This is a genomic window from Alsobacter metallidurans, from assembly GCF_014636935.1.
Classification (GTDB): Bacteria; Pseudomonadota; Alphaproteobacteria; order Rhizobiales; family Beijerinckiaceae; genus Alsobacter; species Alsobacter metallidurans.
Map to the genome: position 1 here is coordinate 924,831 of NZ_BMES01000001.1, position 15,649 is coordinate 940,479.

At 66.0% G+C, this 15,649-nt stretch carries 12 protein-coding genes; 5 read left to right on the forward strand and 7 right to left on the reverse strand.

Annotated elements, in window-relative coordinates:
• Positions 1 to 120 precede the first annotated feature (120 nt).
• Positions 121 to 813 (forward strand): universal stress protein, encoded by a 693-nt coding sequence (locus IEV99_RS04015; protein WP_188516413.1) that lies wholly within the window; start codon positions 121 to 123, stop codon positions 811 to 813.
• A 69-nt stretch (positions 814 to 882) separates the two neighbouring features.
• Here IEV99_RS04015 and IEV99_RS04020 read toward each other — a convergent pair whose 3' ends face one another.
• The 6 genes from IEV99_RS04020 to IEV99_RS04045 form a co-directional block, all read right to left on the reverse strand.
• Positions 883 to 2,193 carry a DUF2254 domain-containing protein gene (locus tag IEV99_RS04020; protein ID WP_188516414.1) on the reverse strand — a complete coding sequence of 437 codons (1,311 nt, stop codon included), beginning with the start codon at positions 2,191 to 2,193 and terminating at the stop codon, positions 883 to 885.
• Positions 2,194 to 2,196: 3 nt separating this feature from the next.
• Positions 2,197 to 2,892: a hypothetical protein gene (locus tag IEV99_RS04025; protein WP_188516415.1), complete on the reverse strand. Its 696-nt coding sequence runs from the start codon at positions 2,890 to 2,892 to the stop codon at positions 2,197 to 2,199.
• Positions 2,893 to 3,178: 286 nt separating this feature from the next.
• Positions 3,179 to 4,099 (reverse strand): hypothetical protein, encoded by a 921-nt coding sequence (locus IEV99_RS04030; protein ID WP_188516416.1) that lies wholly within the window; start codon positions 4,097 to 4,099, stop codon positions 3,179 to 3,181.
• Between the two features lie 309 nt (positions 4,100 to 4,408).
• Positions 4,409 to 5,020, reverse strand: coding sequence for a hypothetical protein (locus IEV99_RS04035; RefSeq protein WP_188516417.1), 612 nt, complete (start codon positions 5,018 to 5,020; stop codon positions 4,409 to 4,411).
• Between the two features lie 158 nt (positions 5,021 to 5,178).
• The gene (locus tag IEV99_RS04040; RefSeq protein ID WP_188516418.1) at positions 5,179 to 6,090 is read right to left on the reverse strand and encodes a DUF2950 domain-containing protein; all 912 of its coding nucleotides are present in this window, start codon (positions 6,088 to 6,090) and stop codon (positions 5,179 to 5,181) included.
• A 24-nt stretch (positions 6,091 to 6,114) separates the two neighbouring features.
• Positions 6,115 to 7,590: a DUF3300 domain-containing protein gene (locus IEV99_RS04045; RefSeq protein ID WP_188516419.1), complete on the reverse strand. Its 1,476-nt coding sequence runs from the start codon at positions 7,588 to 7,590 to the stop codon at positions 6,115 to 6,117.
• 226 nt (positions 7,591 to 7,816) lie between these two features.
• Between IEV99_RS04045 and aspT (IEV99_RS04050) the strand changes: the two genes are divergently transcribed.
• Positions 7,817 to 9,511 (forward strand): aspartate-alanine antiporter, encoded by a 1,695-nt coding sequence (gene aspT / locus IEV99_RS04050; protein WP_188516420.1) that lies wholly within the window; start codon positions 7,817 to 7,819, stop codon positions 9,509 to 9,511.
• Positions 9,512 to 9,530: 19 nt separating this feature from the next.
• Positions 9,531 to 10,196 (forward strand): MarC family protein, encoded by a 666-nt coding sequence (locus IEV99_RS04055; protein ID WP_188516421.1) that lies wholly within the window; start codon positions 9,531 to 9,533, stop codon positions 10,194 to 10,196.
• Positions 10,197 to 10,335: 139 nt separating this feature from the next.
• On the opposite strand, the gene IEV99_RS04060 is transcribed toward IEV99_RS04055, so the two are convergent.
• Complete coding sequence (locus IEV99_RS04060) at positions 10,336 to 10,746, reverse strand: hypothetical protein (protein ID WP_188516422.1); 411 nt, start codon at positions 10,744 to 10,746, stop codon at positions 10,336 to 10,338.
• A 427-nt stretch (positions 10,747 to 11,173) separates the two neighbouring features.
• Between IEV99_RS04060 and IEV99_RS04065 the strand changes: the two genes are divergently transcribed.
• Positions 11,174 to 13,846, forward strand: a complete 2,673-nt coding sequence (locus IEV99_RS04065) for a beta-eliminating lyase-related protein (RefSeq protein WP_188516423.1) — start codon at positions 11,174 to 11,176, stop codon at positions 13,844 to 13,846.
• Positions 13,847 to 13,933: 87 nt separating this feature from the next.
• Positions 13,934 to 15,625 (forward strand): aspartate-alanine antiporter, encoded by a 1,692-nt coding sequence (gene aspT, locus IEV99_RS04070; RefSeq protein ID WP_188516424.1) that lies wholly within the window; start codon positions 13,934 to 13,936, stop codon positions 15,623 to 15,625.
• Positions 15,626 to 15,649 lie beyond the last annotated feature (24 nt).

Below are 15,649 nucleotides of genomic sequence, written 5' to 3' on the forward strand. Positions count from 1 at the left end.
AGCACAGGGCTGATCGAGGCCGCTCTCGGTCTGGCAGGCCGGCATGGAGCTCACATCCAGGCCACCGGCATCGTCAACAGCGATTGGATCAAGCGCCCGCAGGCCGTGCCGGCTGGCGGAATGATCTTCAAGCAGAAGCTCGAACTCCGGGAGTTGACCGCCGCCGAGAACGCGGTCGCGGCTTCCGTGCAGGCTTTCGAACTGGCTGCGCAGCAAACCGACCTTTCCTGGGGAGTGTGCACCCTCAATGGAGACCCGACCGAGATCCTACGGGATGCCGCAACCGAGCATGACGCGATCATCCTGTCGCATGACGCTTGCTTCGCGATGGAGCGAAACGCGGAAGATCTGGCTCCATGCGTCGAGAACCTGATCAAGCTCGAGCCGCGCCCGGTGATCGTGTTGCCGTCCGGGGGCGAAACTTTCGTTTCCTGGGAGGGGCCGGCGCTGCTGGCCTTCGACGGCAGCGCGTCATCGTCCCGCGCGCTGCACTTCTTCGCGGCGCTGGGCTTTTGCGCCGGCCGGACGGTGCACGTGGTGACAGCGGCGCCAACCCTCGGCCAGGCTGAAACCATCGCATCTGCCGCCTGCCGGCTGCTGAGCCGGTACGACTGTCCGGATGCGCGGGCAATCGGAACGCTGGCGGAGGGAGCGGCGTCTACGTCCGCACGCATACTCGACATCGCGAAGGCTGTCGGGGCCACGACGCTGGCGATGGGAGCCTATGGGCATCAGGGCTTCAAGACCCTGTTCGGTTCGTGCACGCGCCGGCTGATCCAGGACTCCCGCATCCCCATCTTCCTGGTTCATTAGGCCCAGCCTTGGCGATCCTCGACCGGACGCACTGGGTGAGGCACGCGACGCTCGCTGGCCAGGTCTGCTCTACAACTCCGGGGGAAGGGTGGACCGCCTCCTGGGGCCGAACCGCTTCAACGGGCGCGCCACCCCGAGGCCATGAAGATCAATCTGGCGCGCGGTGCTGCGATCCTGGTTGTCCAGGCCGGAGTTTTGAATGTTTTTGTCGAGATGGCTCAAGTAACGACGGACGGCGTCGCGCCGCTCCGGAGTGCTCGCGATCTGCTGCAGCATCAGCATCGAAACCCTGAGCCGGCGCAGAACCTGGACGGAGCCCGACCCAAACTGGCGGATTTCGTCAAACGAAAGCGCCAGAAGGTCTTCCCAGCTCGGCAGAGGCACGAACAGCCGCGGCGCGCCGCTCGCCCCGGTGACCCAGATGTCGTCCAGCTCCATCTTCGCCATGCGGCGCAAGAGATCGTCGATCTGGTCGAGAGCCTGAACCGCCGTGGTCGGATCATTGATCGCCGGCGACAAGGCCTTGATGGCGATATCGACGAGCAAACGGATCGGCCACTCGGGATCCTGGTCGAAAGTGCGCTCCCGACCGAGATGAACGGCGGCCTTGATGAGGGCTTCGTTCACGTCCTGGATCACGGCGCCGGACGCGTGGATGTGCAGAATCGGGCTACCTTCGACGAGCGTGTTCCCAACCCCGCACGCCATCACGAATACTGCGCCGGCGCGATCGGCCTCGTCGACCAGGGCCTTGATGTCGAGCCGCAGGATGCTGCTCGGGCTTCCCGCATAGGTCAGCGTGCGAAGTGGAGGTCCCATATCGGCGACGAGGGGCGCAGCCTGCTGGTTTCTGATGGCCTGCGGTCCGGAATAAACGGAGCTGGATCTGGCCAATACGGCCCGTCCCTGGTCGCCGATCAGACAAAGAACCTCCGTGATCTGCAGACCCGAAAGGCTGTGCACGAGCAGTACGAAAGCCAGCATGCTGGCCACCAGGAGGCCGACCACCATCAAGGTGGATATCAACGGCGCCGAGCCGCTGCCCGCTCTGTCCGTCCACATCATCACCGCCATCGCGTACGCGAAGGTGGCCATGAACACCCCGAGAGCGTGGTAGAGCCCGGGCCGGGAAGCGAACCAGAGCACCAGTCGCGGCGAATAGGCGATTGCGCTGAACTGCACCATCACGAAGGCGATCGAGAATACGATTGCCGTCATGGCCAGCATGCCGGAAGCCGTCGCCGACAGGAAAGCGGTCGCCGACGCAGCTGACATCCCGTGCACCAGCTCTGGCGCCCAGGCCCTTTCGAGCCTCGGAATGACGGCGGCGGCCGAGACGCTCGCGGCCGTGTACGCAGTCGGGATAAGCCACAGGCGCATGCGTCAGGTTTCCGGGACGAAGGGCGGAGGGCTCGTGTCGTCGCACGCGACGGTCCCGGGGTCGGTCAGCCGCCATTGCCGCACCAGAATGGTGACGCTGACGGTCAGGACCCAAATGGGAAACAGGAACAAGGTCCATGAGACGGATTGGCTGGCCAGCAGCACGGTCAACCCCAGGGCATATCCCAGGATGGCGGTCCAACGGGCCGTGAACCCGGTCCGGATGATCATGGACGAGGCCGTGAACATGAACACCGCGGCCATCTTCATGGCGTAGACGCTCGTCAGGTCGTAGGTCAGCGAGCGCGCCAGCTTGAAGGTGGGGCTGTCCACGAAAGCGGGGTCTTCAGCCGCGAACAGGATCGAGCTCGTCGCCGCCGCGGCGACGAAGATCAGGCCGACAAAGAGGACGCCGCTGCCAAGGAAAACGGTCGCGAACAGCTTGTCCTCGTTCGGCCCAAGCCGGTCGCGGAGGACGCCGATGAACCACAGGAAGGACACGCCGGCGACGGGGATCAGCTGCAGCGCGAAATGAACCGCGTGAGCCTTTGCCTGCGCCCATCCCCCCTTGTCGCTGAGGCGGGGCTCGATGGCTTGAAGGAGGATTGCGAACGCGGCCAGCATGAGTAGCGCGAATACGATGCCCGCCAGAGCGGCCGCCTTCGGGGTCTTGTGCGTTGCAGGCGTCGGCCCGACCATCGAGAGCTCCCAACCAGACGCCACACCGCGAGTAGGCCGCCGATCGGTGCGGCTTGGAATCCGGCCAGCCCGCAATCATCCCCAAGTCGCCGACCCATCAGTCGCCAGGCGGAGCTCGACGGCAGACGAGCTCGGCCTTGGCCGTTGGCCGCGACCCGGCGCGGATGAGCGCGCGGAGCTCGACGCGCACCCTGGTTCAAATACCGCGTCCACGGCCTGACCGACTGAGCGTGATCAGTTTCAGTCCAGGCTCCGTCCATCGCCGCGACCTGCGGGTCGATTGGCCTTACCGCCCGCCGGAAAACGCCAGAGACGTACGCGACATCGTGTCGGAAATCTTCTGCGCCAGGTTCGCTTGCGTCTTGGGGGGCAGCTCCGCGCCGTTGTCGATCGTCTGGTGCTCGATCCAGAGGATCTGGCCGCTTCGCGCGTCCACCAATCGCGCCGTCAGGACGCCACCCTTGGACGACATGACCACGTTCCCCTCGATCACGTACCGGACGTTGAAGCGGGTCCAGGCTGAACCCCGGGGTTCGTCGGGCGCTTGGCTTATCGCCTCGCGGCCGAGGATCCGCAGGTCGCTGAAGGACGCCAGCTGATCGATCAGCTGTTCCGAGAAGCCCTTGGCAATCTGCTCCGCCGACGCGTCGCCCCTCTGGGCGACAAAAGGCGTGACCGCCACCAGAGGCTTCAACGAAGACGAGTTGGGCCCGTACTGACCATCGTCCCACACCCAGAACGGGACGAGCGTCGCCAGCAGAGCCACCACGGCGGCCGCTACGGCGACGCTCCATCGCATCCCGTTGGATCTCGGCCGCGCTCGCATCGCGAGTTGATGGTGAGACGGTTCGTAACCTTTCTCCTCCGGGCAGGTTTCATGCTCGTCGCACCCGACGTAACCCTCCTCGGTCCGCTTCTGGAAAGCAGGAACGTAGCCGCCACGCGGCACCGAGATCACGATGGGATCGTCCTTGCCAGCCGAATGGTAATAGCGTTCCAGCGCGCGCCTGAGGCGTCCGGCCTCGATACGGACCACGGGGTCGATCTGCCCGTCGAAAGATGCCGGCCGGTCAAACACCGCCAGTGCGATCGAGTAGGCTTTCAGGCGCGCGTCCGAGCCCTCCAGCTTTTCGCAAACGATGTAGCGAAGGAACCGCGTGAGACGCTTGGATCTGCGGAAATCACTGCTGCCGCAGATCTTTTCCACGTAGGTTTCGACGAGTGGGCGCTCCAATTCGTGAGCTTCGCTTCGAGAACGGTCATAACGCCTCCTCCATTTCTCAATAGATTAGGAGGCGACCATTCTGGCATTCAATCCGACGAAATACTAACAGTTACATCTAAATCGTTCGGATGGCGGCTGTAACGATCCTGCAATGCTTTGTAATATCGTAGTAACAATCTGTCACATTTGGTCGTAATCATCCCAATTTTCGCCGGAGACTGAAACAGCGGCCGGACCCACGCCGAGGCAAAGCGCGAGGGTCGGGCCCGACCGCTCTAACTCGCAGTCATCCTAGCGGCGCCGCACATGCCGGGCCGCGTGCGTCACATGTGCTGCCCGGTAGTGGGCGACCCGGTAGCGGGAGCCCCGGTGATAGACCGGCCGGTGATAGCCGGCCCGGTAATAGGACCTGCCCACATAGCGGGGTCCCACATAGGCGCGCCGGTAATAGACGCTGCGCGGATAATAATGCCGGTAAACCACGACGCGCGGCGCATACCCGTAGTCGTAATAAGGCGTGCCGTAGTAGACGTCGCCCGCATACGGATATGCATAGCCTGCGTCGTAATACGGGACGCCGTAGCCGTAGCCGTATCCATAGCCCGTGCCGGCCAGGGCCGACCCGACCAGGAGGCCTGCGACGCCGGCTGCGCCGACGCCCCAACCCCAGCCGGGACCCCAGCCCGCGTGTCCCCAGCCACCGCCGTAATAGCGGCCATAATAGCGGCCACCGCCGTAATAGCGGCCGCCACCCCAATGGCCGCCACCCCAATGGCCGCCGCCGCCCCAGTGGCCGGCTCCCCAATGACCGTGGCCGCCGCCCCACCTCGCGGAGGCGGGCGACAAGGAGAGGGGGCTGAAAAGCAAAGTCGACGCGAGGATAAGGAAAGCGATCTTTCTCATCGTAACCTCCGTTAGCCAAGCAACCGAGCCCGGATCGCGCGGCTTGGCCTCATCAGGCCGAGTCGCGCTGTTCAGTTCTCGCGCAGCAGCGCTTAAATCGGCGGCGTTTCGCCCTGGCTACACATGGTTCGCTCCAAAACTGAAGGCGGGGCTCGACTCTACTGCACGAGACGCCAGCCTTTGCCGGGATCGTAGGCGCTCATCGCGGACGCGCGCGCGGCCGTTTCCAAGCCGAGATCCTGCTCGAAGATCTTGCCCTGCTGGTTGCAGATGAACGTCATTACGCCCGTCCTGCCCCAGTCGGCCGGATAGGCCACGAGACCGAAACCCGCGATCATATGGCCGTTGATGACATAACTATGAGCGCCCCCCGGTGCGGCCGGCCCCTGGGCTTTGAGCACGCGGAAATAATAGCCGCGATACGGTTCGCGGCCAGCCTTCACGGCCGTGGACGCCTGGAACAGGCGGTCGTCCAGGGGACTGACGTCACCCTGGGCGGTGGACTCCCAATACAAGCCGTCTCGCTTGCCCGGCGTACTCACGATGCGCTGGGCGTACTCGGCCACCTCGTCTTCGTCCCGGTCGAGGCGGAAGTACTCTTTCTGAGCCGCGACATAGGCCCGGCAGGCCTCCACCGCGCTGAGTTCGTTGAAGCCCACGGCGCGGTTGACGAGTTCCTCGCGTCCAGCCTTGAGGTCGAAGGCCCAGCCCGAAGCCTGTTTGACGATCGGGATGGGAAACGGCCATGCCCGTCGGCCGAGCGCCATCACGCGCGTTGCGTCCCCCGCGGGCTGCAGGTCGACGGACTCGGCCGCCGCCGTCCGAAACGCCGCGATCCGGCGCTGATCCTCCGCCGCATCCCCGGTGCTGATCAGGTCGCGCGCCCCGGGACCGAACAGCTGGTCGAGGTCGCCGGGCCGAGGCTGCTCCGTCGCCTTCACCAGAGCGCGCGCCGCCTCTTCGGGGGATGCGAAAATCTGCTGGGCGGAGACTGCGGTCGCCGCCATGCTGAACGCCAGGGCTGCAGCGCCAACGCGGCGAAGCCTGGACGGCGTCATCGAAACCCTCATCGTCATTCTCCTGGTGTCCGGACGCTAGCGACGGCGACCGCCTCCGCCGCGCCCCCCGCCTCCGCCTCCGCGCATGCCGCCGCCCCCGCCGCGCATGGCGGAGCCGCCTCCGCGCATGCCCGAGCCGCCTCCGAAGCCGGCTTGGGCGCGGCTGGACGCGCCACGGGCGCCGAAGGACGCTGCTCCTCGGCCCATGTCCATTCCGCCAAAGGCGGTCGGTGGGCGCACCGGCTGCGCTGGCCGCGCCGAAGGGGCTTTGGCGACGGGCTTTGGCCGCGCCGCCGGCTTTTGTGATGTCGCCGGCCGCTGCGCGGCCTGGCCGCCCCGCTCCGCAGGGCGGGTCTCGGCGCGCGGGCGCGCAGACGCGGCCGCGCCCGCAAGAGCGCCGCCCGCGGCGGCTGCGCCGATCCCGCCGGCGCCCGGCCGCCCATCCCGGGCGGGGAGTGCCGCGGGGCGCGGACCGCCGGGCCCGTCGCCGGGCCGTACGCCGGCTCCGGGCGCAATGGGCCGGCTCAGCCCCGGCTTGCTGCCTTGGCCGGGGCGGTAGCGGTCCGGATCCGGCCGCCACGGCTTGGCGTTGCCGACCAGATTGCCGCCCCCGATGTTGATGTCGTTTCCGATGTTGATGGCGCCGCCTCCACCGGGCCGCAACCCCGATCCGGGCGCGCCGGGCAGCCCGCCGGGCGGCCTCACGCCGGGTGGACGCGGAGGGGGCGGCCGATATCCGGGGTAGCCTGGCCAGACCGGGGGATAGACGACGCCCGTTCCCCAGTTCCAGGATGCGTTGTTGACCAGGGACCCGACCACCACGCCGGCGCCGAACCCGATCAGGCCGGCTCCGACCGCCGAATAGCCCGGGTCGTAGACGGTGGTCTCATAGGCAGGCACGTAGACGACCTCGGGGTCGGCCGGCTCGATGACGATCTCGGCTTTTCCGCTCTCCTGCCGGCGCGTGACCGTCTGCTCTTTGGACGACTTCAGGGCCCCGGTCTTTTCGGCGGCGGCTCTCAGGGACTGGATGACCTGGGCGACGTCATTCGGCTGATGCACGAAAGCGTCGCCAAGGTCGCTCGTCCAATCCAGGTCGTCGTTCATGCGCCGGATCAAATCCGGAAACCGCAGCATCGCCTTGACGCTCGGATCCCAGTTCTGTGCGTCGGCGGCGGAGTAATCGCTTTTCTGGACGGCCGCCTTGTTGCGATCGAGCCATCGGGCGGCCTGCACGATCTCGAGCGGGTAGGCGGATGCGGGCAGCAACTGCGCAAGAAGCACATCGGGATACAGCGCAATCGGCTTCAGCAGCGTCTCCAGCTCGCTTCTGCTGAAAGCCTGCAGATTTGCTTGCCCGGACGCTTCGATGGGCGACGGTGGGCTGTTGACCGGCGCTGACGGACCGGAGGCGGGCGGCGTCGTGGCCGGCGCCGTTTGCGCTCTGATCTCCTGGCTTCCAGCTGCGAGCAGCAGCGTCAGGATGGAAACCGTGAACGGACGCGGAGTCATGCGGTAGCGCCTCCACCATGGAGCGCGGATCGAAGCATTCGGTGGCAGGCCCGAGAAGTTTCATACGGTAAGGAGCGCGCGGACACTCGTCGGCGCCGAGGCAAACTCCCCCATCCTCACGTCAGAGGAAGGGCCGCTACTGTAAGAAACTCATATCGGCTGTGGGGCGGGCGCATGGTGGGATCGGAGCGGCCCATGCAGCGGGCGCATCACCGGAGAAGCCGCCGTGCTCGACTGGATCCATGACTTTCTTGTCCGTTATCCCGAGCTGACCCTCTTCCTGGTGATCAGCGCTGGATACTGGATTGGCGGCTTCAAGGTCGCGGGTTTTGGGCTCGGCCCAGTGACGGGCTCATTGTTCGCGGGCATCGCCGTGGGGCAGTTCGCAGAAACGCCAGTGTCGGGAACGCTGAAATCTTTTCTCTTCCTCCTTTTCCTCTTCGGTATCGGCTACTCGGTGGGGCCACAGTTCCTGCAATCGTTGAAGCGCGACGGCTTCAAGCCGGTGCTGTTAGCCCTGGTCTGCTCGGTGACGGGGTTGCTGGTCGCTGTCGCGGTTGCCCGATATCTCAAATTGGATCCTGGCTTCTCGGCAGGCCTCCTGTCCGGATCACTGACCGAGAGCCCTGCCATGGGAACCGCCACCGAGGCGATCAACCAGCTCCAGCTGTCGGACGCCGACAAGGCCCGCTATGTCGCCCACATGGCCGTGGCCGACGCGGTCTGCTACGTCTTCGGCGCGGCGGGGCTCATCCTGTTCTGCAGCGTCGCGGCTCCGACGCTGCTCAGGATCGACTTGCGCGAGGAAGCGATCGCGCTGGAGAAGAAGCTGGGCATTTCCCGGTTAACCCCCGGCGTCGTCTCGGCCTGGCGTAAATTCGAACTGCGCGCGTTTCCGCTGCCCGCGGGGTCGCCCCTGGTTGGCCGCCCCATCAGGGATGCGGAGGCCGGGGCGCGCGATCGCCGGCTGTTTGTCCAGCGCCTTCGCCGCGGAGAGCGCATCCTCGAAGCAGAACCGAGCCTCGTCCTCGAGGCCGGCGACATCCTGGCCCTTTCCGGACGCCGGGACATCGTCGTCGAGACGGTCGGGCCGCTGGCGGACGAAGTGGAGGACCAGGAACTCCTGGACTTGCCGATCTCCGCCGTCGACGTGCTCGTCCAGAGCCGGGACTTTGCCGGACGCAGCATCGAATCGGTCGCCCAGGAGGATTGGACGCGCAGCGTCTACCTGCGGTCCATGACGCGAGGCGAAGCCGAGATGCCGATCGCCCCCGGCGTGGTGGTCGAAAAAGGCGACATCCTGCGTCTGGTGGGGCCCGAAGAGGCCGTCCGACAGGCCGCAAAGCGCATCGGCGCCGTCGTGGCGCCCACGACGGCCACCGATTTCGTGGTGTTGGGCCTCGCCATATTTCTCGGCGGACTGGCCGGCGTGCTGATCGCATTCCCGATCGGCGGGGTGAAGATCGCACTCAGCACCAGCGTGGGCACGTTGTTGGCGGGCCTTGCCGTGGGGCACCTGCGGACGCGCTATCCGCTGTTCGGTCGCATCCCGGACGGGGCGGTCAGCCTGATGACCGCGCTTGGCCTCGCCGCCTTTGTGGGAATGACCGGGCTACACGCAGGACCGGTCTTCTTCAAAGCCATAGCGGAAGCCGGCGTCGGACTGCTGTTCGGCGGCATGATCGTGACTTTGGTTCCACCGCTCGTCGGGCTCTTCTTTGGCCGCTACGTGCTGGGCATGAACCCGATCCTGGTGCTCGGGGCGATCGCGGGCGCGCAGACCATGACGGCCGCGATGGCGGCCGTGCAGGAACGGTCGGGCAGCCCGGTCGCCGTGCTGGGCTACACGCCCGCGGTCCCGGTCGGCCACATCCTGCTCACCACCTGGGGGTCCGTGATCGTCAGTCTCACGGCCACATAGGCAGGCCGGGAGCGAGAACGTGCTCAAGAGCTTTCTGTTCGAACTTGCGACGCTTTTCGCGATCATCAACCCCTATGGCCTCGCCTTCGTATTCCTCCACCGGACCATGGGCCTATCCGATCGGGAACGCTCCGGCGTGGCCAAGCAGGTGGCGATCTATGCATTTTGCGTACTCATCGTCTCGAGCCTGGCTGGAACCCTGATCCTGGGCTTTTTCGGGATATCGATCCCCGCGCTGCGCATCGCCGGCGGTCTCGTGGTGGGAGCAGCGGGCTGGAACCTGCTCAACGAGGCTCCGCTGAATGACGAGGCCCATGCATCCTCGAGCCAGTCGGCCGATGCAATCCGCGCGCAGGCCTTTTTTCCGCTAACCGTGCCTCTCACCACGGGGCCGGGCACGATCGCGACCGCCATTACGCTCGCGGCCAGCCGCGACCTAAGTCACGGTTGGAACCAGGGCTGGATCATCCCGCTGCTTTCGACGCTGACGGCGTCCTTCATCGTGGCGGTAGCCATCTTCCATGCCTACGCGCATGTGTCCCGCATGGCCCGCATTCTCGGGCCGGAAGGCACCAGCGTGATCATGCGTCTCTCGGCCTTCCTGCTGCTGTGCGTCGGCGTCCAGATCATCATCAACGGGGTGACCGGGATCACGATCCCGGGTCTGCAACCTCCGGCACGATAACTGTCCGCCGGTTGGGGAGGGCTCCGCTGCCATGACGGCGGGCGAACTCCCGGCATGAGGCCGGCAAAAGCCGATCGGCCCCCGGTGCTGTCGCGCCGGGAGCCGACCGAGGAACGGAGAAACGGAGACACCGGAGAGGTCAGGGCGCGCAGCGCTCGTAGCGATCGCCGCTGGTGTCCTCAGGGCTGGTCAGGCGAACCAGCGCGCCGTCCTCGCCGTGGCGAAGATAGGCTTTCACCGGCGTCGACGACATCATGTTGGTGCATTGCAGATCGAGCGTGGTGACGCCGTTCTGGCCCGACGTCCGCCGTGCGATCTTGCACGTCGCCAAGGGCGTCTGCACTGAAGCGCCCTTGATCAAAAGGGCGGAGCTGAAGGCGTTGCGGGGCGTCTTGAAGCTGGCCTGGCCCTTGCGGGTCACGAACATATCCGTGCAGCTCTGGCCCGGGCCGACATAGGCGCCGGTCAGGTTCGGGTCCTGCTGGGCGCGGGCCGGGCCGCACAGGGTCAACCCGAGAGTGGCTAATGCGGCGATACCCAGCGCTTTCATGTGTTCGTCCTCTGATTACTTCGAAAAATGCTTCGGTCGCGCGGGAGGCGCGAAGCTGCCGGCTGCGCGTCTTCGCGGGCGCCCCCGGGATGCCGATCAAGATCTGGCGGCGCTCCGGCAAAACAAAAACTGCTTCATGAAACGCCGCGCTGCGCGAGGCGCCCCCGATAGCGACGAGCTGTTGTCGAAGCGAGGCTTGCCAGGCGCAGTCGACTTGATGCCTGGAGCATGCGGCCCGGGCCGGGCTCTTTCGAGTATCTTACTGTAGGAGGCTGCCTGGGTTGCAGACTTCGGCGTTCCTGCGGGGTCGCCGCTTCCCGCCGCAACCGTAAGATACTTAGCCGACAACCCGGGCGCGAGCATGCTTTCAGCCCGCGTCCGGCCTTCCAGGTCTTGGTAGCCGCCCACGCACCCAAGGGAGGCAACCATGGCCAAAACGGCGCCCCGTATCGACCAATTCTTCGTGCTGCACGCCACGCGCAACGACCGCTGGCAGGCGCTGGCGGATCAGGCGCGCGACTGGGCCCAAGACGGAAAGCTCCCCGAGGGGCTCGCGGACGCCGTCGACGAACTCGTCGTGATCGAGCAGTTCCACGCCATTCCGGGCGCCGCCGCGGTCGAGCGTCTTCGCGGTCTCGTGGAATCGGGAGAAGCCGAAGAAGCTGCGCGGCTTGCCCGGCATGTATCGGAAATCTTGATGCTGGGGCGAGGCTCGGACCTAGCCGACGAGTGGGAAGCAGACGAGTCGGCCGGCGCCGTCGACATCATGCCCAGCATCGTCGATCCGGGCGAGACCAGGCGCCCTTACTTCGAGGTGCTATACGTGACTGCCCAGGAGGAGCCGCGGTGGAAGGCTCTGCGGGGCCAGGTGCGGCGCCTGCGCCGGCGCGAGGACCAGTTCGTCTATGAGCCGGTGTTTGCAGGCTCGATCGAGGACGCGATCTGCGCGGCGGTGCTCAACCCCCGTCTGGCCGCCGTCGTCGTCGGAGAAAATATTCCGGTCCACTCCCGCCACGAGGCGCCGGTGATCCGCGAGCTGCTGGAGCACGTCGCCCAGACGAAGCTTCATGGGACCTCAGGGCTTGAGCTGGCCCGCGCTTTCAAACGCATCCGCCCCGAGCTCGATCTCTACATGCTCGCCGGCCGCAACGTGGAGGCCATCGCGGGCGACCCGAACGCCGACGTGCTCCGCCGGGTGTTCCATGCCGTGGAGGAGCCGATCGAGTTGCACCTCTCCATTCTGGAGGGCGTCGCGGCGCGATACGAGACGCCGTTCTTCGACAACCTGAAGAAATACGCCCAGCGGCCGATCGCGACCTTTCACGCCTTGCCGATCGCGCGCGGCAAGTCGGTGTTCCAGTCCGACTGGATCCGCGACATGGGCGAGTTCTACGGCATGAACCTGTTTCTGGCCGAGAGCAGCGCCACCACGGGCGGCCTGGACAGCCTCCTCGAGCCGACCGGCACCATCAAGAAGGCGCAGGACATGGCCGCCCGCGCTTTCGGAGCCGACCACGTCTTCTTCGTCACCAACGGAACCTCGACCAGCAACAAGATGGTGGTCCAGGCGCTGGTGCGGCCCGGCGACGTCGTGCTCGTCGACCGCAACTGCCACAAGTCGCACCATTATGGCCTGGTGCTGACCGGCGGCCAGCCGGCCTATGTGGAGGCTTTCCCGCTCACACAGTACTCCATGTACGGGGCGGTCCCGCTGGAGACGATCAAGAAGACCCTGCTGGACTTCCGCGACGAGGGCCGCCTCGATCGTGTGCGCATGCTCGACCTGACGAATTGCACGTTCGACGGCCACATGTACAACACCCGGCGGGTGATGGAGGAATGCCTCGCCATCAAGCCCGACCTCATCTTCCTGTGGGACGAGGCCTGGTCGGGCTTCGCCCACTGGTCGCCCTTCCTGCGTCCACGCACCGCCATGGGGGCCGCGGCCGAGCTGAAGCAGTCGCTGGCGAGCCCCGAGGCCGCCGACGCCTATGAGCGCCAGCAGGCGGAGCTCGGCGCCGCCCCGTCACGCGAGACGCTGCTGAAAACGCGCCTGGTTCCGGATCCGCGCAAGGTGCGCCTGCGCGTGTACCAGACCAACTCGACCCACAAATCGATGTCGGCCATCCGCCAGGGCTCGATGGTGCTGGTCCACGACGTCGACTTCGCCCATGTGGAGAGCCAGTTCCACGAAGCGATCTTCACCCACGCCTCCACGAGCCCGAACCAGCAGCTGATCGCCAGCCTCGACGTGGCGCGCCGGCAGATGGAGCTGGAGGGCTACGGGTTGGTGATGAACGCCATCACGATCGCGCTCAAGATCCGCATCGCGGTGAACCGCCATCCGCTCGTGTCCAAGTATTTCCGCGTGCTCGGCGCGGACGCGATGATCCCGGAGCAGTTCCGCAACTCCGGCTTCGTCGACTACCTGTCGCCCGGCGTGAACTGGAGCACCGTGCTCAAGGCCGTTCGCGAAGACGAGTTCTACCTCGACCCGACCCGCATGACTTTGGTGTGCGGCACGGCCGGGTTCGACGGCACCAGCTTCAAGGGCCTGCTCGCCAACCGCTTCAACATCCAGGTCAACAAGACCTCCCGCAACTCGGTGCTGATCCAGTCCAACATCAACAACAGCCGCAGCGACGTGGCGTTGCTGCTGCGCGTGCTGGTGCAGGTCTGCCGCGAGCTGGAGGAGGGCGGCGGAACGACGACGGACGGCTTCAAGAAGAAGGTCCACGCCCTCATGACCGAGGTCCCGGACCTCCCGAACTTCAGCCGCTTCCACGACGCCTATCGCAAGGACGCCGGGGCCTCCACGGGCGAGGGGGACATGCGGACCGCCTTCTTCGCGGCCTATCGGGAAGAAAACTGCGAGTACGTCCCGCTCCGCAGCGCCGAAATCGACAAGCGGCTTGAGAACGGGCCGGACCTCATCTCGGCGAACTTCGTGATCCCGTACCCCCCGGGCTTCCCGATCATGGTGCCCGGCCAGGTCCTGACCAAGGACGCGATAACCTTCATGCGCAAGCTCGATGTGAAGGAGATCCACGGCTACGAGGCCGCGCGTGGCCTCAAGCTGCTCCGGCCCGACCGGCTCTAGGCGACGCCGACAACCCGCCGCTGCAGGCAACGTCGTCCGACGTTGAGCCGCAATGGCGAAACAGCTCACGACTGATCGGGTGTCATCATGTTCGACTGGTTCGTTCAAACGCTACGGAGCTATCCCGAAATCGCGATCTTCCTCTCGCTCGCTTTCGGATATTACTTCGGATCCTTCACCTACAAGGGCCTGGGCCTCGGCGCCGTCACCGCGACCCTCATCGCGGCCGTGATCATCGGCCAACTCGACATCAAGATCACCGGCCCTCTCAAGCCGACATTCTTCCTGATGTTCCTGTTCGCCATCGGGTACGGCGTGGGCCCGCAATTCGTCCGCGGCATCGCCAAGGACGGCCTGCCGCAGGCCCTCTTCGCGGCGGTCGTCTGCGTGTTCTGCCTGTTCTCCGCCTATTTGGGCGCCAGAGTCGCCGGCTACGACGTTGGCTCAGCCGCCGGGCTCTACGCCGGGTCGCAGACGATCTCGGCCTCGATGGGGCTCGCGACCGATGCGATCAACCGGCTCGGACTGCCGCCGGAGGAAAGCAAGAAGCTCTTCGACGCGATGCCGGTCGCCTACGCGGTGACCTACCTCTTCGGCACCATCGGGTCGGCGATCGTCCTGGCCCTGCTGGGGCCGACGCTTCTCGGCATCGATCTCGAGGCCGCCTGCAAGCGCTACGAAGAGGAGCACGGCGCCAAGAAGCAGCTGGGAGGCCCCGGCACGGCTTGGCATCAATTCGAACTGCGCGCGTTCCGGGTCCGCGAGGATGGTCCGGTCGTGGGTAAAAGCGCGCAGGACGCCGAGATGCTCCTGCCCGGCAATCGGGTCTTCGTGCAGCGCATCCGGCGCGACAACAAGATCATCGACGCCACCGGCGAAACCGTGATCCAGGCTGGCGACATCGTGGCCCTGGCAGGGCGCCGCGACATCTTGGTTGGTCTGGTCGGCGCCGGCGCCCAGGAAGTGGATGATCGCGAGCTCCTCGCGGTGCCGGCCGAAGGCGTCGACGTCTACGTCACGAGCGCTTTCGCCAACGGCAAGACTCTCGAAGTCATCGCCAAGTCGCCGGAAACGCGCGGCGTCTTTCTTCGCAAGATCACCCGCGGCGCCGTCGCGGTCGATATCCCGATCCTGCCGGACACGCAGCTCCAGCGCGGAGATATCGTCACGATCGTCGGGCGCAGCCAGGACGTCGCTGCGGCGACAAAGCTGCTGGGCGTTCCGGACAAGGTCACCGACGTGGCGGACGTCGCGTTCCTCGGCGCCGCCATCGCGATCGGAGCCTTGGTCGGGGCGATCGTCTACAAGGTCGGCAGCGTGCCTCTCACGCTGTCCACCTCGGGCGGAGCGCTGATCTCGGGCTTGTTCTTTGGATGGCTGCGCTCCGTGCGCCCGACATTCGGCCGGATCCCGTCCTCGACGGTCTGGTTCATGAACTCGGTAGGCCTGAACATCTTCATCGCCGTTGTGGGGATCTCGTCTGGGCCGGGCTTCGTGGCGGGCCTGAAGCAGCTCGGCTTCAGCCTCTTCTTCTGGGGCATGATCGTCACCACCGTGCCGCTGATTCTCGCGATGTATGTCGGCAAATACGTGTTCCGCTTTCACGACGCCATCGTGCTCGGGTGCTGCTCGGGCGCGCGGACCACGACGGCCTCGCTCGGCATGATCAACGACCGTGCGAAGAGCCAGATTCCGGGCCTCGGCTACACGGTCACCTACGCGGTCGGCAATACGCTTCTGACGATCTGGGGAATGGTCCTGGTCATGCTGATGACCTGATTGGCCCAGGCCGAGTTTTCTTGA